The organism is Salmonella sp. SJTUF15581, from assembly GCF_043356775.1.
Taxonomy (GTDB): domain Bacteria; phylum Pseudomonadota; class Gammaproteobacteria; order Enterobacterales; family Enterobacteriaceae; genus Salmonella; species Salmonella enterica.
In genome coordinates this window covers 215,510-238,321 of record NZ_JBEUJY010000004.1, presented here as the reverse complement: position 1 = coordinate 238,321, position 22,812 = coordinate 215,510, and the positions used below count along the sequence as shown (strand labels likewise).

General features: G+C 50.5%; 16 protein-coding genes and 1 pseudogene. 12 read left to right on the top strand and 5 right to left on the bottom strand.

Annotation, left to right across the window (positions count from 1 at the left end):
* Positions 1 to 4: 4 nt before the first annotated feature.
* The 7 genes from rarA to ABVN36_RS10140 all read left to right on the top strand — a co-directional run bounded on the left by rarA (position 5) and on the right by ABVN36_RS10140 (position 10,210).
* Positions 5 to 1,348 (top strand): replication-associated recombination protein RarA, encoded by a 1,344-nt coding sequence (gene rarA, locus ABVN36_RS10170; protein ID WP_000067785.1) that lies wholly within the window; start codon positions 5 to 7, stop codon positions 1,346 to 1,348.
* Between the two features lie 258 nt (positions 1,349 to 1,606).
* Positions 1,607 to 2,899 carry a serine--tRNA ligase gene (gene serS / locus ABVN36_RS10165; RefSeq protein ID WP_000886697.1) on the top strand — a complete coding sequence of 431 codons (1,293 nt, stop codon included), beginning with the start codon at positions 1,607 to 1,609 and terminating at the stop codon, positions 2,897 to 2,899.
* Between the two features lie 236 nt (positions 2,900 to 3,135).
* Positions 3,136 to 5,580, top strand: coding sequence for a dimethylsulfoxide reductase subunit A (gene dmsA / locus ABVN36_RS10160; RefSeq protein ID WP_000850250.1), 2,445 nt, complete (start codon positions 3,136 to 3,138; stop codon positions 5,578 to 5,580).
* Between the two features lie 10 nt (positions 5,581 to 5,590).
* On the top strand, positions 5,591 to 6,208 hold the full coding sequence (dmsB, locus tag ABVN36_RS10155) for a dimethylsulfoxide reductase iron-sulfur subunit DmsB (RefSeq protein ID WP_000213069.1): 618 nt from the start codon (positions 5,591 to 5,593) through the stop codon (positions 6,206 to 6,208).
* A gap of 1 nt (position 6,209) precedes the next feature.
* Positions 6,210 to 7,073, top strand: a complete 864-nt coding sequence (locus ABVN36_RS10150) for a dimethyl sulfoxide reductase anchor subunit family protein (RefSeq protein WP_020898597.1) — start codon at positions 6,210 to 6,212, stop codon at positions 7,071 to 7,073.
* Positions 7,074 to 7,422: 349 nt separating this feature from the next.
* Complete coding sequence (locus ABVN36_RS10145) at positions 7,423 to 8,571, top strand: MFS transporter (protein ID WP_000109271.1); 1,149 nt, start codon at positions 7,423 to 7,425, stop codon at positions 8,569 to 8,571.
* Positions 8,572 to 8,788: 217 nt separating this feature from the next.
* Entirely contained in the window at positions 8,789 to 10,210 is a 1,422-nt protein-coding gene (locus ABVN36_RS10140) for an APC family permease (protein ID WP_001134264.1), read from the top strand.
* Between the two features lie 292 nt (positions 10,211 to 10,502).
* On the opposite strand, the gene pflA is transcribed toward ABVN36_RS10140, so the two are convergent.
* On the bottom strand, positions 10,503 to 11,300 hold the full coding sequence (gene pflA / locus ABVN36_RS10135) for a pyruvate formate lyase 1-activating protein (RefSeq protein WP_023138542.1): 798 nt from the start codon (positions 11,298 to 11,300) through the stop codon (positions 10,503 to 10,505).
* 118 nt (positions 11,301 to 11,418) lie between these two features.
* Positions 11,419 to 11,755 (bottom strand): annotated as a pseudogene (locus ABVN36_RS10130) (cytoplasmic protein).
* A gap of 130 nt (positions 11,756 to 11,885) precedes the next feature.
* On the opposite strand from ABVN36_RS10130, the gene sopD2 reads away from it, so the two are divergent.
* Entirely contained in the window at positions 11,886 to 12,845 is a 960-nt protein-coding gene (gene sopD2, locus ABVN36_RS10125; protein WP_023138541.1) for a type III secretion system effector SopD2, read from the top strand.
* Between the two features lie 71 nt (positions 12,846 to 12,916).
* Here the strand turns inward: sopD2 and pflB are convergent, their stop codons facing one another.
* The 3 genes from pflB to ycaO form a co-directional block, all read right to left on the bottom strand.
* Complete coding sequence (gene pflB / locus ABVN36_RS10120) at positions 12,917 to 15,199, bottom strand: formate C-acetyltransferase (protein WP_001292799.1); 2,283 nt, start codon at positions 15,197 to 15,199, stop codon at positions 12,917 to 12,919.
* 59 nt (positions 15,200 to 15,258) lie between these two features.
* A complete protein-coding gene (gene focA, locus ABVN36_RS10115) occupies positions 15,259 to 16,116 on the bottom strand; it encodes a formate transporter FocA (protein ID WP_000642539.1) in 858 nt (285 codons plus the stop codon).
* 404 nt (positions 16,117 to 16,520) lie between these two features.
* Positions 16,521 to 18,281: a 30S ribosomal protein S12 methylthiotransferase accessory factor YcaO gene (gene ycaO, locus ABVN36_RS10110; protein WP_001747674.1), complete on the bottom strand. Its 1,761-nt coding sequence runs from the start codon at positions 18,279 to 18,281 to the stop codon at positions 16,521 to 16,523.
* Positions 18,282 to 18,417: 136 nt separating this feature from the next.
* On the opposite strand from ycaO, the gene ABVN36_RS10105 reads away from it, so the two are divergent.
* From ABVN36_RS10105 to ABVN36_RS10090, 4 genes are all read left to right on the top strand, one after another.
* Positions 18,418 to 19,110, top strand: coding sequence for a DUF421 domain-containing protein (locus ABVN36_RS10105; protein WP_000642868.1), 693 nt, complete (start codon positions 18,418 to 18,420; stop codon positions 19,108 to 19,110).
* 185 nt (positions 19,111 to 19,295) lie between these two features.
* On the top strand, positions 19,296 to 20,384 hold the full coding sequence (gene serC, locus ABVN36_RS10100; protein ID WP_000079590.1) for a 3-phosphoserine/phosphohydroxythreonine transaminase: 1,089 nt from the start codon (positions 19,296 to 19,298) through the stop codon (positions 20,382 to 20,384).
* 70 nt (positions 20,385 to 20,454) lie between these two features.
* On the top strand, positions 20,455 to 21,738 hold the full coding sequence (gene aroA / locus ABVN36_RS10095) for a 3-phosphoshikimate 1-carboxyvinyltransferase (RefSeq protein WP_023138540.1): 1,284 nt from the start codon (positions 20,455 to 20,457) through the stop codon (positions 21,736 to 21,738).
* 142 nt (positions 21,739 to 21,880) lie between these two features.
* On the top strand, positions 21,881 to 22,642 hold the full coding sequence (locus tag ABVN36_RS10090) for a M48 family metallopeptidase (RefSeq protein WP_000792301.1): 762 nt from the start codon (positions 21,881 to 21,883) through the stop codon (positions 22,640 to 22,642).
* Positions 22,643 to 22,812 lie beyond the last annotated feature (170 nt).

The window sequence follows — 22,812 nt, the reverse complement described above, 5'->3', positions numbered from 1 at the left end:
ATGAGTGAGCAATCTGTCGCTCGATTTTTCTGATAATACGTTTCAACCGCTGGCCGCTCGAATGCGGCCGGAAAATTTAGCGCAGTATATCGGCCAGCAGCATTTGCTGGCCGCAGGTAAGCCGTTGCCTCGCGCTATTGAGGCCGGGCATCTGCACTCCATGATTTTATGGGGGCCGCCAGGGACGGGGAAAACCACGCTCGCTGAAGTGATCGCCCGCTACGCCAGCGCCGATGTCGAGCGTATTTCCGCCGTCACTTCTGGGGTAAAAGAGATTCGCGAAGCTATCGAGCGCGCCCGCCAGAATCGTAATGCCGGTCGCCGTACCATCCTGTTTGTCGATGAAGTGCATCGCTTTAACAAAAGCCAGCAGGACGCCTTTTTACCGCATATCGAAGATGGCACTATCACCTTTATCGGCGCGACCACGGAAAATCCCTCTTTTGAGCTGAACTCGGCGCTATTGTCGCGAGCGCGGGTCTATCTGCTGAAATCGTTGACCACTGACGATATTGAGCAAGTACTGGACCAGGCGATGCAGGACAAAACGCGTGGTTACGGCGATCAGGATATCGTGTTACCGGATGAGACACGGCGAGCGATTGCTGAGCTGGTCAATGGCGACGCGCGGCGCGCCTTAAATACGCTGGAAATGATGGCTGATATGGCGGAGGCGGATGACAGCGGCAAACGCGTTTTATTGCCCGCCTTGTTGACCGAGATTGCCGGCGAGCGCAGCGCGCGTTTTGATAACAAAGGCGATCGCTTCTACGATCTTATTTCCGCCTTACATAAATCAGTGCGCGGCAGCGCGCCGGATGCCGCCCTCTATTGGTATGCCCGTATCATTACCGCGGGAGGCGATCCGCTGTACGTGGCGCGTCGCTGCCTGGCGATTGCCTCGGAAGATGTGGGTAATGCCGATCCGCGCGCGATGCAGGTCGCCATTGCCGCATGGGATTGTTTCACCCGCGTCGGCCCGGCTGAAGGCGAAAGGGCGATCGCGCAGGCTATCGTTTATCTCGCCTGCGCGCCGAAGAGCAACGCCGTCTATACCGCCTTTAAGGCTGCGCTGGCCGACGCGCGCGAACGTCCTGATTATGATGTTCCTGTCCATCTGCGTAATGCGCCAACCAAACTGATGAAAGAGATGGGCTATGGCCAGGAATACCGCTATGCCCACGATGAGCCCAATGCCTATGCTGCGGGTGAAGTGTACTTCCCGCCGGAAATCGCGCAAACGCGCTATTATCATCCGACAAATCGTGGTCTGGAAGGCAAGATTGGCGAAAAGCTCGCCTGGCTGGCTGAACAGGATCAAAATAGCCCCACAAAACGCTACCGCTAGTGTAAACGTTGCGGTAAGGTTATCTCTAAATATGATGCTCCAGGTATCATGGCGTTGATGATGAATCTCGTTATGCCTGATAGCACGTTGCTTATGAGGTCCGCGGGTATAGCGCAATGGATGCGTTGTTGCTGTCGTCGGTCAGGTAAGGCGAAAACGTCGCTATTACGTAAACGCGGTTTACGTTCATCAATACAATCAGAGGCGATCATCAATTGATCGCGTTTCCTTTTATTATTCGATAAGCACAGGATAAGCATGCTCGATCCCAATCTGCTGCGTAATGAGCCAGACGCAGTCGCTGAAAAACTGGCACGCCGGGGCTTTAAGCTGGATGTAGATAAGCTGCGCGCTCTTGAAGAGCGTCGTAAAGTTTTGCAGGTCAACACGGAAAACCTGCAGGCGGAGCGTAATTCTCGATCGAAATCCATCGGCCAGGCGAAAGCGCGCGGGGAAGATATTGAGCCTTTACGCCTGGAAGTGAATAAACTGGGCGAAGAGCTGGATGCGGCGAAAGCCGAGCTGGATACCTTGCTGGCGGAGATCCGCGATATCGCGCTGACCATCCCAAACCTGCCTGCGGATGAAGTGCCGGTAGGTAAAGATGAAAACGACAACGTTGAAGTCAGCCGCTGGGGTACCCCGCGTGAGTTTGATTTTGAAATCCGCGATCACGTCACCTTAGGGGAAATGCACTCCGGCCTCGACTTTGCCGCCGCGGTTAAGCTGACCGGCTCCCGTTTTGTGGTGATGAAAGGACAGATTGCGCGTATGCATCGCGCATTGTCGCAGTTCATGTTGGATCTGCATACGGAACAGCACGGCTATAGCGAAAACTACGTGCCGTATCTGGTTAACCACGACACGCTGTATGGCACCGGTCAACTGCCGAAATTCGCAGGCGACTTGTTCCATACCCGTCCGCTGGAAGAAGAAGCAGACAGCAGCAACTATGCTTTGATCCCGACGGCGGAGGTTCCGCTGACCAATCTGGTACGCGATGAAATCATCGACGAAGATCAGCTGCCGATTAAAATGACGGCGCATACGCCTTGTTTCCGTTCTGAAGCAGGTTCTTATGGTCGTGATACCCGTGGCCTGATTCGTATGCATCAGTTTGACAAAGTTGAGATGGTGCAGATCGTTCGCCCGGAAGATTCTATGGCTGCGTTGGAAGAGATGACCGGCCACGCGGAAAAAGTGCTCCAGCTACTGGGACTGCCGTACCGTAAAATCATTCTGTGCACTGGCGATATGGGCTTCGGCGCCTGCAAAACCTATGACCTCGAAGTCTGGGTTCCGGCGCAGAATACCTACCGCGAGATCTCTTCCTGCTCTAACGTCTGGGACTTCCAGGCGCGTCGTATGCAGGCACGCTGCCGCAGCAAGTCCGACAAAAAGACCCGTCTGGTCCATACCCTGAATGGTTCTGGTCTGGCGGTAGGTCGTACCCTGGTGGCCGTGATGGAAAACTATCAGCAGGCTGATGGCCGCATTGAAGTGCCGGAAGTATTACGTCCGTACATGAACGGACTGGAATATATCGGCTAATCCTCGCTTTCTCCTCTTCTAAAAAGCGCCTTCGGGCGCTTTTTTTATGCCAGTTTGATACCGGACAATAATCCCTACCCTATTAGGGGTAATACTGATTTCGAATGAAGGTCAGTTTTTAACACTATTTTTCTACTTTTTCGATATATATCAGACTTTATAGCGACGTTATCGCTATATAAAATTCTATACATCGTTTTATTGCTTTTTTATTGTGAGCAGCAGAGTGAGCCCTTATGAAAACTAAGATCCCTGATGCCGTGCTGGCAGCCGAGGTGAGCCGTCGTGGTTTAGTCAAAACCACCGCGATAGGCGGCCTGGCGATGGCCAGTAGCGCATTTACCCTGCCATTTACCCGCATCGCTAACGCCGCAGAGGCGATAAGCCCGGCGAAAACCGGCGAGAAAGTCGTCTGGAGCGCCTGTACGGTAAACTGTGGCAGCCGTTGTCCGCTACGTATGCATGTTGTGGATGGCGAAATCAAATATGTAGAAACGGATAATACCGGAAACGATGATTACGATGGCTTGCATCAGGTTCGCGCCTGCCTGCGCGGTCGTTCTATGCGTCGTCGCGTCTATAACCCGGATCGGCTCAAGTATCCGATGAAGCGCGTCGGCGCGCGCGGCGAAGGTAAATTTGAGCGTATTAGCTGGGACGAAGCCTACGATATCATTGCCACCAATATGCAGCGTCTTATCAAAGAGTACGGCAACGAGTCCATTTATCTGAACTATGGCACGGGTACGCTGGGCGGCACTTTGACACGTTCATGGCCGCCAGGAAAAACGCTGGTCGCTCGTCTGATGAACTGCTGTGGCGGTTATCTGAACCACTACGGTGATTACTCTTCCGCGCAAATCGCAGCGGGTCTGAACTACACCTATGGCGGCTGGGCGGATGGCAATAGTCCATCCGACATTGAAAACAGTAAGCTGGTGGTATTGTTTGGTAATAACCCTGGCGAAACCCGCATGAGCGGGGGCGGTGTAACCTATTACCTTGAACAGGCGCGGCAGAAATCAAACGCGCGGATGATCATTATCGATCCTCGTTACACCGACACCGGCGCCGGTCGCGAAGATGAGTGGATTCCGATTCGTCCAGGTACCGATGCGGCGCTGGTCAATGGTCTGGCATATGTCTTAATCACCGAGAACATGGTCGATCAGCCGTTCCTGGATAAATATTGCGTCGGTTATGACGAAAAAACCTTGCCTGCCAGCGCGCCGAAAAACGGTCACTACAAAGCCTATATTCTGGGCCAGGGTAAAGACGGTATTGCGAAGACGCCGGAGTGGGCGGCGCAAATTACCGGTATCCCGGCGGATCGCATTATTAAGCTGGCGCGAGAAATCGGCAGCGCTAAACCCGCCTATATTTGCCAGGGGTGGGGACCACAACGTCATGCTAATGGAGAAATCGCCACGCGCGCCATCTCAATGCTGGCGATCCTGACGGGTAATGTTGGGATTAACGGCGGTAACAGTGGCGCGCGCGAAGGGTCTTATGCCCTGCCATTTGAACGTATGCCCACGTTGGAAAATCCGGTTGAAACCAGCATCTCCATGTTTATGTGGACCGATGCCATTGAACGCGGCCCGGAAATGACGGCGTTGCGTGATGGCGTGCGGGGGAAAGATAAGCTGGACGTGCCGATCAAAATGATCTGGAACTATGCTGGCAACTGTTTGATTAACCAGCACTCTGAGATTAACCGCACCCACGAAATCCTGCAGGATGACAAGAAATGCGAAATGATCGTCGTTATCGACTGTCATATGACCTCGTCGGCAAAATACGCCGATATTCTGTTGCCTGATTGCACTGCTTCTGAGCAGATGGACTTTGCGCTGGATGCCTCCTGCGGGAACATGTCTTACGTTATCTTCACTGACCAGGCGATTAAACCGCGCTTCGAGTGTAAGACGATTTATGAGATGACCAGCGAACTGGCGAAACGTCTTGGCGTGGAACAACAGTTTACCGAAGGACGGACGCAAGAAGAGTGGATGCGTCATCTGTACGAACAGTCGCGTAAATCCATTCCGAATCTGCCCACCTTTGAGGAGTTCCGTAAGCAAGGCATCTTCAAACAGCGTGACCCCGAAGGCCACCATGTCGCCTATAAAGACTTCCGCGAAGATCCGCAAGCGAATCCACTTACAACGCCATCGGGCAAGATTGAAATCTATTCACAGGCGTTGGCGGATATCGCCGCCACCTGGGAGCTGCCGGAAGGCGACGTGATCGATCCATTACCGATCTACACGCCAGGTTTTGAAAACTATAACGATCCGCTAACGGATAAATTCCCGCTGCAGTTGACGGGTTTCCACTATAAAGCGCGTGTGCATTCCACTTATGGCAACGTAGACGTACTGAAAGCCGCCTGTCGCCAGGAAATGTGGATTAACCCAATGGATGCGCAGAAACGCGGTATCAACAATGGCGATAAAGTCCGCATCTTCAACGATCGCGGCGAAGTACATATCGAGGCTAAAGTGACGCCGCGCATGATGCCGGGTGTGGTCGCCCTGGGAGAAGGCGCATGGTATGACCCGGATGCAAAACGCGTGGATCAGGGCGGATGTATTAACGTACTGACGACCCAACGTCCTTCTCCGCTGGCGAAGGGGAACCCGTCACATACGAACCTCGTTCAGGTTGAAAAGGCGTAAGGAGTAACCGATGACAACCCAGTATGGATTTTTTATTGATTCCAGCCGTTGCACCGGTTGCAAAACCTGCGAACTGGCCTGCAAGGACTACAAAGATTTGACCCCGGATGTCAGCTTCCGCCGCATTTATGAGTATGCGGGCGGTGACTGGCAGGAAGATAACGGCGTCTGGCACCAGAACGTCTTTGCCTACTATCTCTCCATCTCCTGTAACCACTGCGAAGACCCGGCCTGTACCAAAGTCTGTCCGAGCGGCGCGATGCACAAGCGCGATGACGGTTTTGTGGTGGTGAACGAAGAGGTCTGTATCGGCTGCCGCTACTGCCACATGGCCTGCCCGTACGGCGCGCCGCAGTACAACGCGGCCAAAGGTCATATGACCAAGTGCGACGGCTGTTATGACCGGGTGGCGGAAGGCAAGAAACCGATTTGCGTGGAATCCTGCCCGCTGCGGGCGCTGGATTTTGGCCCGATAGACGAACTGCGTAAAAAACACGGTGAGCTGGCTGCCGTCGCGCCGTTGCCGCGCGCGCATTTCACGAAGCCGAATATTGTGATTAAACCCAACGCCAACAGCCGCCCGACCGGGGACACTACCGGTTATCTGGCCAATCCGAAGGAGGTATAAGATGGGAAGTGGATGGCATGAATGGCCGTTGATGATCTTCACGGTCTTTGGTCAGTGCGTGGCCGGTGGTTTTATTGTTCTGGCTCTGGCGCTGATGAAGGGCGACCTGCGCGCGGAAACGCAGCAGCGGGTGATCGCCTGTATGTTTGGTCTGTGGGTGCTGATGGGGATTGGCTTTATCGCCTCGATGCTGCATCTGGGCTCGCCGATGCGCGCGTTTAACTCGCTTAACCGCGTGGGTGCTTCCGCACTGAGCAATGAAATTGCCAGCGGCTCGGTGTTTTTTGCGGTCGGCGGGATTGGCTGGCTGCTGGCGGTACTGAAAAAGCTGCCGCCGGCACTGCGCACACTCTGGCTGATTATCACGATGGTACTGGGCGTCGTCTTCGTCTGGATGATGGTACGCGTCTATAACAGCATCGATACAGTACCGACCTGGTATAGCGTCTGGACGCCGCTGGGCTTCTTCCTGACGCTCTTTATGGGTGGCCCGCTACTGGGTTATCTGCTGCTGCGCATCGCAGGCGTGAACGGTTGGGCGATGCGTTTGTTGCCTGCGGTGTCGGTGCTGGCACTGGTGGTTATTGCCATTATGGTGGCCATGCAGGGCGCGGAACTGGCGACGATTCACAGTTCCATTCAGCAGGCGTCTGCTCTGGTGCCGGATTATGGCTCGCTGATGGCCTGGCGTATGGTGCTGCTTGCGGCGGCGTTGTGCTGCTGGATTGTGCCACAGTTAAAAGGGTATCAACCTGCGATACCGTTGCTCTCTGTCGCCTTCATTCTGATGCTGGCGGGGGAATTGATTGGCCGCGGCGTATTCTATGGGCTGCATATGACCGTGGGCATGGCGGTAGCCAGCTAACGCGTTGACGCGCATTCGGCCTGCAGAACGTGCAGGCCGAATGCGCCTTTAGCCACCATCAATCTAAGGAATATAACCGGGGTGGAGAAGGCGCATATAAATCCATAGAGAAGAAAACGAAGCTAAAGGAACCATGAAATTTTTCGACTGAACAAAACGCCGATTTTGCGGGTTAGATCAATAAAAACAAGGGGATGAATTTTTAGCCTTTCAATATATTCACGCGAAGAATAAGTAAATCAAATCAATAGTCTCAAAACTTGCGGATCGCCCATGCGGAGCCGATTGACAATGTTTTTGGCGATGGCATGATGCGCATGAAATTTGAACTTCCTCACGGTTTTTATTCATGTCCACCTATACCCGTCCCGTCATGCTTTTGCTGTGCGGGCTACTTTTGTTGACCCTGGCCATTGCGGTACTGAATACGCTTGTGCCGCTGTGGCTTGCTCAGGCAAACCTTCCTACCTGGCAGGTGGGGATGGTCAGCTCGTCTTATTTTACCGGCAATCTGGTCGGGACGTTATTTACCGGGTATTTAATTAAACGCATTGGGTTTAACCGTAGCTATTATCTTGCCTCGCTGATCTTCGCCGCGGGTTGTGTCGGATTGGGGGTGATGGTGGGGTTCTGGAGCTGGATGAGCTGGCGTTTTATTGCCGGTATCGGCTGCGCTATGATTTGGGTGGTTGTCGAAAGCGCGTTGATGTGCAGCGGAACCTCGCATAATCGCGGGCGCCTGCTTGCTGCCTATATGATGGTCTATTACATGGGGACCTTCCTTGGACAATTATTGGTCAGTAAAGTATCTGGTGAATTGCTGCACGTCCTTCCCTGGGTGACCGGAATGATTCTGGCGGGAATTCTGCCGCTACTCTTTACCCGAATTGTAAATCAGCAAACGCAGGCACGTCATTCCTCTTCTATTAGCGCCATGCTGAAGCTACGCCAGGCGCGTCTTGGCGTGAATGGTTGTATTATTTCCGGCATTGTTCTTGGTTCATTATATGGTCTGATGCCGTTATATCTGAAGCATCAGGGGATGGCTAACGCCAGCATCGGTTTCTGGATGGCGGTGCTGGTGAGCGCCGGTATTTTGGGGCAATGGCCAATGGGACGTCTGGCGGACAAATTTGGTCGCTTGCTGGTGTTACGCGTACAGGTATTCGTTGTCATACTCGGTAGTATTGCCATGTTAACCCAGGCGGCGATGGCGCCAGCTCTGTTTATTCTGGGGGCGGCGGGTTTTACGCTTTATCCCGTTGCAATGGCCTGGGCCTGTGAAAAAGTCGAACACCACCAGCTTGTGGCAATGAACCAGGCGCTGTTGTTAAGTTATACGGTAGGGAGCCTGTTGGGGCCGTCTTTTGCTGCGATGTTAATGCAGAATTATTCAGATAATCTGCTGTTTATTATGATCGCCAGCGTATCGTTTATTTATCTGCTGATGCTGTTACGTAACGCCGGCCAGACGCCCAATCCTGTCGCCCACATCTGACTGTTCTCTGAATCGTATGCAGGACGTGAGTCTTGCATACTCTTTGTTTATGTTTTACGTAAAATAATTGACCTGCATAATTTTCTTGCTTTGCTGAAAGATAAAATGTGCCGAAGGTTATAATTTTGCGCTCCTCTATTTTCTCTCTTCGTCTTTACCGCGCATAATTCCCCGCTTCATTTATAGTAATAGCATTGTGTTCACGAAGGATCGCGTTATGCCGAATGTGCAGGAAAAACAGTTGCGATGGTACAACATCGCCCTGATGTCGTTTATTACCGTTTGGGGATTCGGCAATGTTGTCAATAACTATGCTAACCAGGGGTTAGTGGTTGTCTTCTCCTGGGTGTTTATTTTTGCGCTCTATTTTATTCCTTATGCCTTAATCGTGGGGCAACTGGGCTCAACCTTCAAAGAGGGAAAAGGGGGCGTCAGTACCTGGATTAAGCATACGATGGGGCCGGGGTTGGCTTACCTTGCGGCATGGACCTATTGGGTCGTGCATATTCCCTACCTGGCGCAAAAGCCGCAGGCGATACTCATTGCATTGGGATGGGCTTTAAAAGGCGACGGCTCGTTGATAAAAGAATATACCGTCGTTGCCTTGCAGGGGCTGACGCTGGCATTGTTTGTTTTCTTTATGTGGGTTGCTTCCCGGGGGATGAAATCGCTAAAGGTTGTTGGATCTGTGGCCGGGATTGCCATGTTTATCATGTCAATTTTATATGTTGTGATGGCAGTGACCGCGCCAGCAATTACAAACGTTGAAATTGCGACCACTAACATCACCTGGCAGTCATTTATTCCTCATATCGATTTTACCTATATCACCACCATCTCTATGTTGGTCTTTGCGGTTGGTGGGGCAGAGAAGATCTCGCCTTACGTTAACCAGACGCGGAATCCAGGAAAAGAATTTCCGAAGGGGATGCTCTTTTTAGCCGTCATGGTTGCGGTCTGCGCTATCCTCGGTTCGTTGGCGATGGGAATGATGTTTGATTCCCGGCATATACCTGACGATTTAATGACCAATGGGCAATATTATGCATTCCAGAAATTGGGTGAGTATTACCATATGGGTAATTCATTAATGGTGATTTATGCCATTGCCAATACTCTGGGGCAAATCGCCGCGCTGGTGTTTTCTATTGATGCGCCACTGAAAGTCTTACTGGGTGATGCAGACAGTAAATATATCCCGCAGCGCTTATGTCGTACTAACGCTTCAGGTACGCCAGTTAACGGTTATTTGCTGACATTAGTGTTGGTCGCTATCTTGATTATGTTGCCAACGCTTGGCATCGGCGATATGAACAACCTGTACAAATGGCTGCTTAATCTCAACTCAGTTGTTATGCCGCTGCGCTATCTGTGGGTATTTGTCGCCTTTATTGCCGTCATTCGACTGGCGCAAAAGTACAAACCCGAATATGTGTTTATTCGCAACCGGGCGTTGGCGTTAACTGTGGGGATATGGTGTTTTGCCTTCACCGCGTTTGCCTGCCTTACCGGTATTTTCCCCAAAATGGAGGCGTTCACGCCGGAGTGGACATTCCAGCTGACGTTGAACATCGTGACGCCTTTTGTCCTGGTCGGGTTGGGATTAATTTTCCCACTGCTGGCGCGTAGAAACACATAACGACGCTCTTTTCCACGGCGCTCCTGTCAGGCGAGCGCCTTTTAAGGTTACAGGTGCCTGGGTTCCAGGCGGAGACCACGGTGTTAACAGGCGCCGGGGGCAGCAATAGTTGTCAGACCTTCAACCCAGCAGCAGATAAGCGACTCTGTATTTAATACCTGGTAAGCGCAATATTGTTAACCAGGCCTGTCTGATGGCGGGGTCGGGTATTTTAGCGGTAAGAGCGTTATCCAGACAGCAAAACGGCTACCGTCATGGGTAGCCGTTTAAAAGCGGGTAAGATAGCAGGCGATTAATACATTACTTTATGACCATACTGCTCAAGAATACCCTTTACACGCTCCATGGTCTCTTTTTTAGGCGGCTTCACGCCATCCAGTTTATATTCTTCGCCCATTGCCACCCATTTATGTTTGCCCAGCTCATGATAGGGCAGCAGTTCGATTTTTTCGACATTACCCATATCGCGGGTAAACTCACCCAGGCGATGCGCGGAATCATCGTCGTCAGACCAGCCGGGAACGACAACGTAACGGATCCAGACCTTCACATTTTTCTTTGATAAATACTGAGCGAATTCCAGCGTTCGGTGATTAGAGACACCGACCAGATTCTGGTGGATCTCATCATTCATCTGCTTGAGATCGAGCATCACCAGATCGGTAACGTCCAGCAGTTCATCAATCACCGGGTCATAACGGCGCACAAAGCCGTTGGTGTCGAGACAGGTGTGGATACCTTCTTTTTTACAGGCGCGAAACCAGTTGCGTACAAATTCTGCCTGCAAAATGGCCTCGCCGCCGGATGCCGTCACGCCGCCGCCAGAAGCATTCATAAAATGCCGATAGGTCACCACCTCTTTCATTAAGTCTTCAACGGTGATTTCTTTACCGCCATGCGTATCCCATGTGTCGCGGTTATGGCAATACAGGCAGCGCATCAGGCAGCCCTGGAAAAAGGTAATAAAGCGGATGCCTGGGCCATCAACGGTGCCACAGGATTCAAAGGAGTGAATGCGACCAATAACCGGCTTTTTATCAGCAGTTACTGCAACACTTTCATTTGTAATACAATCGGTTAAGTTACTCATATCGCTTCGGCTAGCTCTAAATAACATGGGGTTTATGGACACATTCCGGGCATGTTGGGCACCCTGGTAAGGGGGTTGCATCCTGTAAAAAAGCGGTACTGCGAGCGTAAATTTTGGACTACAGAATGTGTGGCTGTTCCAGAATGTGCTGCAATGGAGCTATTTTACCTCTATTCAGTATAAAATATACGGCAAATCTATGCTGCATAACTCGCACCGCCAGAAATTCTGGCTCATTCATCAGCCCGGTACCTCTGTTTAACGCCTCAACCGCAATACATACTGTAAGTGTATCATCCATAGCATCCTGGTTTTGCTGTTTATGATCCGCCTCTTTTTTCAAATGGTTGGCGCCGTTTTTTTGTAGTCAGAACGAAAATAATTCTCAACATAATTCAGATGTGTCCAAAGAACGTTATGCCTGTCCAGCGCTTGGCGTCGCATTCAACGTGCAATCAGGTGTAAATCTGATGTTATTTCTAAACCCGGACTGATTCAATCTCTTAAATAGAGTGTGGTTTTAATCAAAAAATGAGAGCAACGGATTAAATTTTGCTTTCGCGGTAAATAATCAAGGGAGTTATTATGCCAGTTACGTTAAGTTTTGGTAATCGTCATAACTATGAAGTTAATGCTTCACGGCTAGCCCGTTTGATGAGTCCTGATAAAGAAGAAGCGCTATACATGGGGTTATGGGATAGATTTAAGGACTACTTCAGAACACACAAAAAAAGAGAGGTGCTGGAGGTATTATACACACTCATCCATGGATGTGAACGTGAAAATCAAGCTGAACTTAATGTTGATACAATCGGCATGGAGAAGATATATGCCTTTGCACAATTAAAACAATATGCTAATCCATCTCAACAAGACCGCTTTGTTATGCGTTTTGATGTGAGTCAGACACAAGTTTTATTTGAGATTGATGACAGGGTTATTGATAAATGTAATTTGCATCGTATCCTCAACGTTTCAGAAAACTGTATTTTTAAAGTGATGGAAGAAGATGAGGAAGAGTTGTTTTTTAAAGCATGTATTAAGTATGGAGAAAAAATTGCTTGCTATCCAGAATTATTAGAAAACTTTGCTTTTGACCTTAGGCAGAAAGTTAATGAGGATGATGAAATTAGGGATGAAGTTTATAAGCTTATGCGATCTGGAGAAAATCGAAAAATGGCATGTGTTGAATGGAATGGTACGCTTACTGAGGATGAGAAGAATAAACTACGTTGTCTTCAAATGGGGTCTTTTGAGATTTCTACCCAATTTTGTAAAATAGGTTACCGGGAATTAGAGGGAGAAGTCCTGTTTGATATGGTTCATCCAACACTTATCTATCTGCTACATGGATATATACCGTCATTGTCATGTGATTTTACAGAAGCTAACACCATGCTGTTTTCTGATGCATTAAATAAGGATTATGAGGAGTATCAAAATAATAAAAGAGAAATTGATGCTATTCTGAGAAGAATATATAGATCACATAATAACACTTTATTTATAAGTAAAAATTCTGGTTGTCGAAATATGCTTTTATAAAAATTAAAAAGGCCCCACTGATATGGAGCCTTTTTTGTACGCTTTTTATGGCGTAATTTCAGTCAAACCCATTACATGGTCTGCGTGAAGGTACGAGTAATAACGTCCTGCTGCTGTTCTTTCGTCAGGGAGTTAAAACGTACTGCGTAACCAGATACACGGATGGTCAGCTGCGGATATTTTTCCGGATGTTCCATCGCGTCCAGCAGCATTTCACGGTTCATGACGTTGACGTTCAGGTGCTGACCGCCTTCGATGGACGCTTCGTGGTGGAAGTAACCATCCATCAGACCTGCCAGGTTAGTCTTACGAACTTCGTCGTCTTTACCCAGTGCGTTCGGAACGATAGAGAAGGTATAAGAAATACCATCTTTCGCGTAAGCAAACGGCAGTTTAGCAACGGAGGTCAGAGAAGCGACAGCGCCTTTCTGGTCACGACCGTGCATCGGGTTAGCACCTGGTCCGAACGGCGCGCCAGCGCGACGACCATCCGGGGTGTTACCGGTTTTCTTACCATACACAACGTTAGAAGTGATGGTCAGAACAGACTGCGTCGGGATAGCGCCACGGTAGGTGGTCAGTTTCTGAATTTTCTTCATGAAACGTTCTACCAGGTCAACCGCCATGTCATCTACACGAGCGTCGTTGTTACCAAACTGCGGGTATTCGCCTTCAATTTCGAAGTCGATAGCCAGACCATCTTCGTCACGAATAGGTTTAACTTTCGCATATTTGATGGCAGACAGGGAGTCAGCCGCAACGGACAGACCAGCGATACCACACGCCATGGTGCGGATAACGTCACGGTCGTGCAGCGCCATCAGAGAGGCTTCGTAGCTGTACTTGTCGTGCATGTAGTGGATAACGTTCAGCGCGGTGACATACTGTTTAGCCAGCCAGTCCATGAAGTGATCCATACGATCCATCACTTCGTCGAAGTTCAGAACATCGCCTTTGATCGGTTCGGATTTCGGACCAACCTGCATTTTCAGTTTTTCATCAACGCCGCCGTTGATTGCGTACAGCATGGTTTTCGCCAGGTTTGCACGCGCACCGAAGAACTGCATTTGTTTACCAACGATCATCGGGCTTACGCAGCATGCGATAGCGTAGTCATCGTTGTTGAAGTCCGGACGCATCAGGTCATCGTTCTCGTACTGCAGAGAAGAGGTGTCGATGGAGACTTTAGCGGCGAATTTCTTGAAGTTCAGCGGCAGTTTTTCAGACCACAGAACGGTGATGTTCGGCTCCGGAGACGGCCCCATGGTGTACAGGGTGTTCAGGAAGCGGAAGCTGTTTTTGGTGACCAAAGTACGGCCATCAACGCCCATACCACCGATAGATTCGGTTGCCCAAATCGGGTCGCCGGAGAACAGTTCATCATATTCCGGAGTACGCAGGAAGCGAACCATACGCAGTTTCATGACCAGGTGGTCAATCATTTCCTGTGCGTCTTGCTCGGTGATTTTGCCTGCTTTCAGGTCACGTTCGATGTACGCATCCAGGAAGGTGGATACACGACCGAAGGACATTGCTGCGCCGTTCTGAGATTTAACCGCAGCCAGGTAACCGAAGTAAGTCCACTGGATTGCTTCCTGAGCGTTAGTCGCCGGGCCAGAGATATCGCAGCCGTATTTAGCTGCCATTTCTTTGATCTGACCCAGAGCGCGGTGCTGTTCAGCGATTTCTTCACGCAGACGGATAGTCGCTTCCAGATTTACGCCGTTTTCCAGATCGGATTGCAGAGACGTAAACTGCGCGAATTTGTCTTTCATCAGGTAGTCGATACCGTACAGCGCTACGCGACGGTAGTCACCGATGATACGACCACGGCCATACGCATCCGGCAGACCGGTCAGAACGCCGGATTTACGGCAACGCAGGATGTCCGGAGTATAAACGTCGAATACGCCCTGGTTGTGGGTCTTACGGTATTCGGTGAAGATTTTTTTGATCATTGGGTCCAGCTCGCGATTGTACGCTTTGCAGGAACCTTCAACCATTTTGATACCGCCGAACGGGATAATCGCACGCTTCAGCGGAGCTTCAGTCTGCAGACCAACAATTTTCTCAAGCGCTTTGTTGATGTAGCCAGCGTCGTGAGAAGTGATGGTGGAAGCAACGGAGGTGTCAAAGTCAACAGGCGCGTGAGTGCGGTTTTCCTGTTTAACGCCTTCCATTACGCTGTCCCACAGCTTGGTGGTCGCGTCAGTAGCGCCAGCCAGGAAGGACTCGTCACCCTCATACGGAGTGTAGTTTTTCTGAATGAAGTCACGGACGTTTACTTCATTCTGCCAGTCACCTTTGGTAAAACCTTCCCAGGCTGTGGCTAACTTTTCATTAAGCTCGGACATGTAACACCTACCTTCTTAAGTGGATTTTTTATTTACTGCGTGTAATGGGCATCAACAGATTAATGATGCTCGTTACCACGCAGGTAAATGACCCAGTATGTCAACCCGACCAACAAACCGCCGCCGATAATATTACCGATCGTGACCGGAATCAGGTTATCAGTGATGAAGCTCATCACGGTCAGGTGAGAAAAACTTTCCGGAGACGAACCAACCGCGGTCCAAAACTCCGGTGTAGCGAAATCGCGTATTACAATACCCATAGGAATCATAAACATGTTTGCGATACTGTGCTCAAAACCGCTGGCGACAAACATGGCGACGGGCAGTACCATGATGAACGCTTTGTCCATCAGGCTACGACCTGAGTAGCTCATCCACACGGCCAGACAAACCATCAGGTTCGCCAGAATACCGAGGCAGACAGCTTCAATAAAAGTGTGGTGCATTTTGTGGTCGGCGGTTTGCAGGACGTTAAGTCCCCATTGACCGTTGGCAGTCATATACTCGCCGGAAAGCCACATCAGTAACACGAAAAGCAGAGCGCCAATCAGGTTACCAAAATAGACGTTTAACCAGTTTTTAGCCAGTTGCCCCCAGGTGATGCGACCGCTAGCTTTAGCTACAACGATCAGAACAGTAGAGGTGAAAAGATCAGCGCCGCAAATAACACAGAGAATCAGTCCCAAAGAGAAACAGATACCCCCGATAAGTTTCGCCATGCCATAAGGCATCGCGCCAGTACCGGTTGTCGCAGTAATATAAAAAACAAAGGCAATTGAAATGAATACGCCGGCGGTAATCGCCAGATAGAAAGTCTTAAGCGGATGTTTCGTTGCTTTATAGACGCCTGCTTCTTCAGCCACTTTGGCCATTGCTGCAGGGAGTAAAAGGTCAAAAGGGTTGTCAGCTTTCACACTAACTCTCTCTTTATTAAGTCGGCGACGAGATACTAACAAAGCATTATAGATGAGAATTTGATATAGATCATATCTCGCCTGGCTTATAGGCCCGTAAGTCGCATGGCTTTTATGCAATTACGGTGTAACTTTTTGATTATCCTAATAAAAATAAATTTTAAAAATTATAAATAGAGTTGAATTTTTTCCTGGCTCCTCCTGCTGCACGGTTAATTAATATGGAGTAATCAACAAATAAAGTAACATCACTATGTCAATTAATTTAATGTCAACAACCAATATTTAACCTTGTTATTACATTTTTCGCCGTTTAGTGAAAATAAATAAAACGGGGCCGCAAAGGCGCCCCGTAATATAACGCAGCCGAGAGGGTAAACCTACCCTAAGTCACTCATATGGCCTTATTTTGACCAGTATGCCGCTTTCGCGCGCTGTAATTTATCATACGCTTTTAACAAGGACTGATGCGCCGGGAACGCTTGTAGATCGTGGTCGACAGCCGGTAGTCCATAAAAAGCCGCTTCACCGCTAAGCGCAGCGCTGGCGGCTTCTACAGCCTCCGCGCCATACATTTTTATAAAAGCATTGAGATATTGCAGCGGCTGACGCGCATCTTCTTGCGACAGGAGCAGCAGCGTTTGCAGGCAACGGTAATAGTTTGCGCGTGCCGGACTAAAGACCGACGAATTGAACTCCATCGTCCATTCTGTCCAGATTAGCGCCTGCTCCAAATCGCCGCCCGCTAACGCTAACATTGCTTTTAATTCGCCGACGCGCAGTGTATACCAACCATTGTCCGCTCCGGTCGCCAGACCCAGCAGCTCACGCACGCGGGTGAAATCGTCAAAACCTTCTTCATCCAATTGTTCAATCAGATTGAGATAGTCTTCTTTATTCCAGGCGCTACCGGGCAGCGAAAGCAGAGTCTCACGAAGATGGCTACCCATATTGTTGTTGGCCAGCCACAGATCTTCGGCAGGATAAATATCAGACATTCCCGGTACGATAATACGACAGGCGTATACGCCGAGATGCTCGTAATCGGCAATGTAAACTTCTTTATCTTCAGCAGCAAAGATGGCCATCAGCGTGGCGAATTCTTCTTCGGTAGTGCCGGAAAAACTCCAGTCCGTGAACGGATAATCGGCGTCCTGTTTGAACAGATCCCAGGAAATCAGGCCGCTGGAGTCGATGAAGTGGGTCTCCAGATTAGTGTGCTCCGCGACTTCTTCATCATCGAACGTTGGCGGGGTGAAGACATCAAGATCTTTCAGACCGCGTCCCTGGAGTAGCTCGGTCACTGTACGCTCCAGCGCAACGCCAAAGTCAGGATGGGCGCCAAAAGAAGCAAAGCAGGTACCGTTAGCCGGGTTGAACAGCACGACGCAGATAACCGGATACTTACCGCCCAGCGAGCCGTCATAGGCGAAAATCGGGAAACCCTCGGCTTCCAGCGTGGCGATTGACTCCATTACCGCCGGATAACGCGCCATCACCTCTGCGGGAATCTCAGGCAGACTGATACTTTCCGCAATGATGCGATTTTTCACATAACGCTCGAAGACTTCCGACAGTCCCTGAACGCGGGCTTCATTACGCGTATTGCCGGCGGACATTCCGTTAGAGACGTACAGGTTGCCGATGATATTCATCGGAATATACACGGTCTGGTTATCGGACTGACGGGTAAATGGCAGGCCGCAGACGCCGCGTGCTTCATTGCCGGACTGAAGATCAATTAACTGGCTTCCGGTGAGTTCATTTTCCGGATCGTAAAACGCGCGCAGACGGGCATCAAGCAAGCCTTCCGGTACGTCGTCATTTTCAGTCAGCGGGAACCACTTTTCGTTCGGATAATGCACGAATGGCCCGTTGGCGATCGTTTCGCCAAGCCAGAAATCAGCAAAAAAGTAGTTGGTTGACAGACGCTCGAAGTATTCGCCCAGCGCCGAGGCCAGCGCCGCTTTTTTGGTCGCGCCTTTTCCGTTGGTAAAGCATAACGCGCACTCTTTATCGCGAATATGCACTGACCAGACGTTTGGCACCGGGTTCAGCCAGGAGGCCTCTTCGATGTGAAAGCCGAGGTCGAGTAACTTTTGCTGGAAGCGGGCGATGGAGTCTTCCAGCGCGGCGTCTTTGCCGGGAATAAATGTTTGCGTCATGAAAATCACTTTTGTCGTACGGAAAGCGCGCAATGATACGGGTTTTATGTGACGGGCGCTATCTCGCCGGGACATCGGCGGAAATAAAAGTATTGGCTATGCTTTTACACTGGAATTCACAGGAAGAGCATAAAAAATGAAAGCATTTGATTTGCAACGAATGGCGCTGGATAACGTGCCGGTAGCGTTTTTGGGGGAAGTGGCGCTGCGTAGCTTTTACACCTTTGTTCTGGTGTTTCTTTTCTTAAAGGTGACAGGACGACGCGGCGTACGGCAAATGTCGCTTTTTGAAGTGCTGATCATTTTGACATTGGGATCGGCGGCAGGCGACGTCGCGTTTTATGATGACGTTCCGATGCTCCCTGTTCTGGTGGTATTCATCACCCTGGCGCTGCTCTATCGCCTGGTCATGTGGCTGATGGCGCATAGTGAAAAGTTGGAAGATCTGCTGGAAGGCAAGTCGGTGGTCATTGTTGAAGACGGCGAACTGGCGTGGGAAAAACTGCAGCGCTCGAACATGACGGAGTTTGAATTTTTTATGGAGCTTCGCTTGAATGGCGTTGAGCAACTGGGGCAGGTCAGACTGGCCATCCTGGAGACAAACGGACAAATCAGCGTCTATTTCTTTGAAAATAAAGACGTTAAGCCGGGGTTAAGCATTCTTCCTGAGCACTGTACGCCACGCTTTATCGTGGCGCCGGAGGCTGGCGACTATGCCTGCGTACGTTGCAGTGAAGTGATACGCATGAATGTCGGGGAAAAGCAATTATGTCCGCGCTGCGCAAATCCAGAATGGACGAAGGCAAGCCGGGCTAAACGCGTTGTTTAACAGCGAAAATATCGGATTTATACGGTTAATCCGGAAGATTGTGTTGTGTGACGCATGCCGCATTTTCTCCTCGCATTGTTTTACCCATTGCGGCGCGAGTCACTGAATGATAAAACCGATATTCACATGAATAACGTTTGCCTGATGTCTGTCAGGCAGGGAACAATGCAGCGTGGTGAGGGGAAATGGCTCAGGTCTTTAATTTTAGTTCAGGTCCGGCGATGCTACCGGCGGAAGTACTTAAACTGGCGCAACAGGAACTGCGTGACTGGCACGGTCTTGGTACGTCGGTAATGGAAATTAGCCATCGAGGCAAAGAGTTTATCCAGGTCGCTGAAGAGGCGGAGCAGGATTTTCGCGATCTCCTTAATATCCCCTCCAACTATAAAGTTTTATTTTGTCACGGCGGCGGTCGCGGGCAGTTTGCTGGCGTGCCGCTCAATCTGCTGGGCGATAAAACCACGGCGGATTATGTCGATGCCGGTTACTGGGCGGCGAGCGCCATCAAAGAAGCCAAAAAATACTGTGCGCCGCAGATTATCGACGCCAAAATCACCGTTGACGGCAAACGTGCCGTAAAACCGATGCGCGAGTGGCAGCTTTCCGATAACGCCGCTTATTTACACTATTGCCCGAATGAGACCATTGACGGCATCGCCATCGATGAAACGCCGGATTTTGGCCCGGAAGTGGTCGTCACGGCGGATTTTTCTTCTACCATCCTGTCTGCGCCGCTGGACGTCTCTCGCTATGGCGTAATTTATGCTGGCGCGCAGAAGAATATCGGTCCGGCAGGACTGACGCTGGTTATCGTCCGGGAGGATCTGTTAGGCAAGGCGCATGAGAGCTGCCCGTCCATCCTCGACTACACCGTCCTGAATGATAACGACTCGATGTTTAATACGCCGCCGACTTTCGCCTGGTATCTTTCCGGTCTGGTGTTCAAATGGTTGAAAGCGCAGGGCGGCGTGGCGGCGATGCACAAAATCAATCAGCAAAAAGCGGAGTTGCTGTACGGTGTGATTGATAACAGCGATTTCTACCGTAACGATGTCGCACAGGCCAACCGTTCGCGGATGAACGTTCCGTTCCAGTTAGCGGACAATGCGCTGGACAAGGTCTTTCTGGAAGAGTCTTTCGCCGCCGGTCTGCACGCCTTAAAAGGGCACCGTGTTGTTGGCGGGATGCGCGCCTCTATCTATAACGCCATGCCGATTGAAGGGGTAAAAGCGCTAACCGATTTCATGATCGATTTTGAGCGTCGCCACGGCTAATACGTTTCTTTTTTCATCCCCACGGCCAGTCTGTGGGGTTTTTATTTCTGTTTTTTGAGAGTTGAGTTTCATGGAATCCCTGACGTTACAACCCATCGCGCGGGTCGATGGCGCCATTAATTTACCTGGCTCCAAAAGTGTTTCAAACCGTGCTTTGCTCCTGGCGGCTTTAGCTTGTGGTAAAACCGTTCTGACGAATCTGCTGGATAGCGATGACGTCCGCCATATGCTCAATGCCCTGAGCGCGTTGGGGATCAATTACACCCTTTCTGCCGATCGCACCCGCTGTGATATCACGGGTAATGGCGGCCCATTACGCGCGTCAGGCGCTCTGGAACTGTTTCTCGGTAATGCCGGAACCGCGATGCGTCCGTTAGCGGCAGCGCTATGTCTGGGGCAAAATGAGATAGTGTTAACCGGCGAACCGCGTATGAAAGAGCGTCCGATAGGCCATCTGGTCGATTCGCTGCGTCAGGGCGGGGCGAATATTGATTACCTGGAGCAGGAAAACTATCCGCCCCTGCGTCTGCGCGGCGGTTTTATCGGCGGCGACATTGAGGTTGATGGTAGCGTTTCCAGCCAGTTCCTGACCGCTCTGCTGATGACGGCGCCGCTGGCGCCTGAAGACACAATTATTCGCGTTAAAGGCGAACTGGTATCAAAACCTTACATCGATATCACGCTAAATTTAATGAAAACCTTTGGCGTGGAGATAACGAACCATCACTACCAACAATTTGTCGTGAAGGGCGGTCAACAGTATCACTCTCCGGGTCGCTATCTGGTCGAGGGCGATGCCTCGTCAGCGTCCTATTTTCTCGCCGCCGGGGCGATAAAAGGCGGCACGGTAAAAGTGACCGGAATTGGCCGCAAAAGTATGCAGGGCGATATTCGTTTTGCCGATGTGCTGGAGAAAATGGGCGCGACCATTACCTGGGGCGATGATTTTATTGCCTGCACGCGCGGCGAATTGCACGCCATAGATATGGATATGAACCATATTCCGGATGCGGCGATGACGATTGCCACTACGGCGCTGTTTGCGAAAGGAACCACGACGTTGCGCAATATTTATAACTGGCGAGTGAAAGAAACCGATCGCCTGTTCGCGATGGCGACCGAGCTACGTAAAGTGGGCGCTGAAGTCGAAGAAGGGCACGACTATATTCGTATCACGCCGCCGGCGAAGCTCCAACACGCGGATATTGGCACGTACAACGACCACCGTATGGCGATGTGTTTCTCACTGGTCGCACTGTCCGATACGCCAGTCACGATCCTGGACCCTAAATGTACCGCAAAAACGTTCCCTGATTATTTCGAACAACTGGCGCGAATGAGTACGCCTGCCTAAGTCTTCTGTTGCGCCAGTCGACGGGCTGGCGCGCCGAGTCCGTATTCGCACTATTTTTATAATTATGACTAATGCTAATTTGTTGATGATTTAACACATTGATTTATGTGTTTTTTATAATAGTTATCAACGGAAGATTAGTATGAAAAATAAATCATTATTACTGGCGGTGGCGATTTCCGCTACGCTACTGGCAGGATGTAAAAATGGCGTGAATGGCAATTTAATCGCCAGTTCCGGCATGTCAGCCTACAAAGCCGCCACACTGTCCGATGCGGATGTTAAAGCATTATCTAATAATGCCTGTAAACAAATGGACAGCGAGAATCAACTGGCAGGTTCGAAAAGCAAATACACCAAACGTCTGAGCAAAATCGCCAAAGCGCTGGGTAACAACATTGACGGTACGCCGGTTAGCTATAAAGTCTATATGACCAGCGATATCAACGCATGGGCGATGGCGAACGGTTGCGTTCGCGTATACTCCGGCCTGATGGATCTGATGACCGATAATGAAATTGAAGGCGTACTGGGCCATGAACTGGGCCATGTCTCTTTAGGGCACTCCCGCAAGGCAATGCAGACCGCCTATGCCACACTGGCGGCTCGCGATGCGATTTCCGCCACCAGCGGCGTCGCAGCGCAGCTTTCCCAGTCTCAATTGGGCGATCTGGCGGAAGGCGTCATCAATTCGGCGTTTTCTCGCAGTCAGGAGTCGGATGCGGATGACTTCTCTTACGATCTGCTGAAAAAACGCGGGATTAACACCCAGGGCTTAGTCACGGCATTCGATAAATTCGCCACAATGGACGCAGGTCATGCAAAATCATTGATGGACTCCCACCCGGCCTCAGCCGATCGCGCGCAGCATATGCGCGACAGAATTGCCGAAGATAAAAAGTAAATCATTGTCATCTTCCGGGCTGGTTTCTCGCCGGCCCGCTATAATTGCGCAATTATTCCGCATCTGATTACAGACAAAACTGGTTTTTGCACGCAACGTTAACGGTCGCGAGCGTTGGCGCGTATAATGCGCGGCGTTTACGTTAACGGTACGCCTGTTTAAGGAGATAA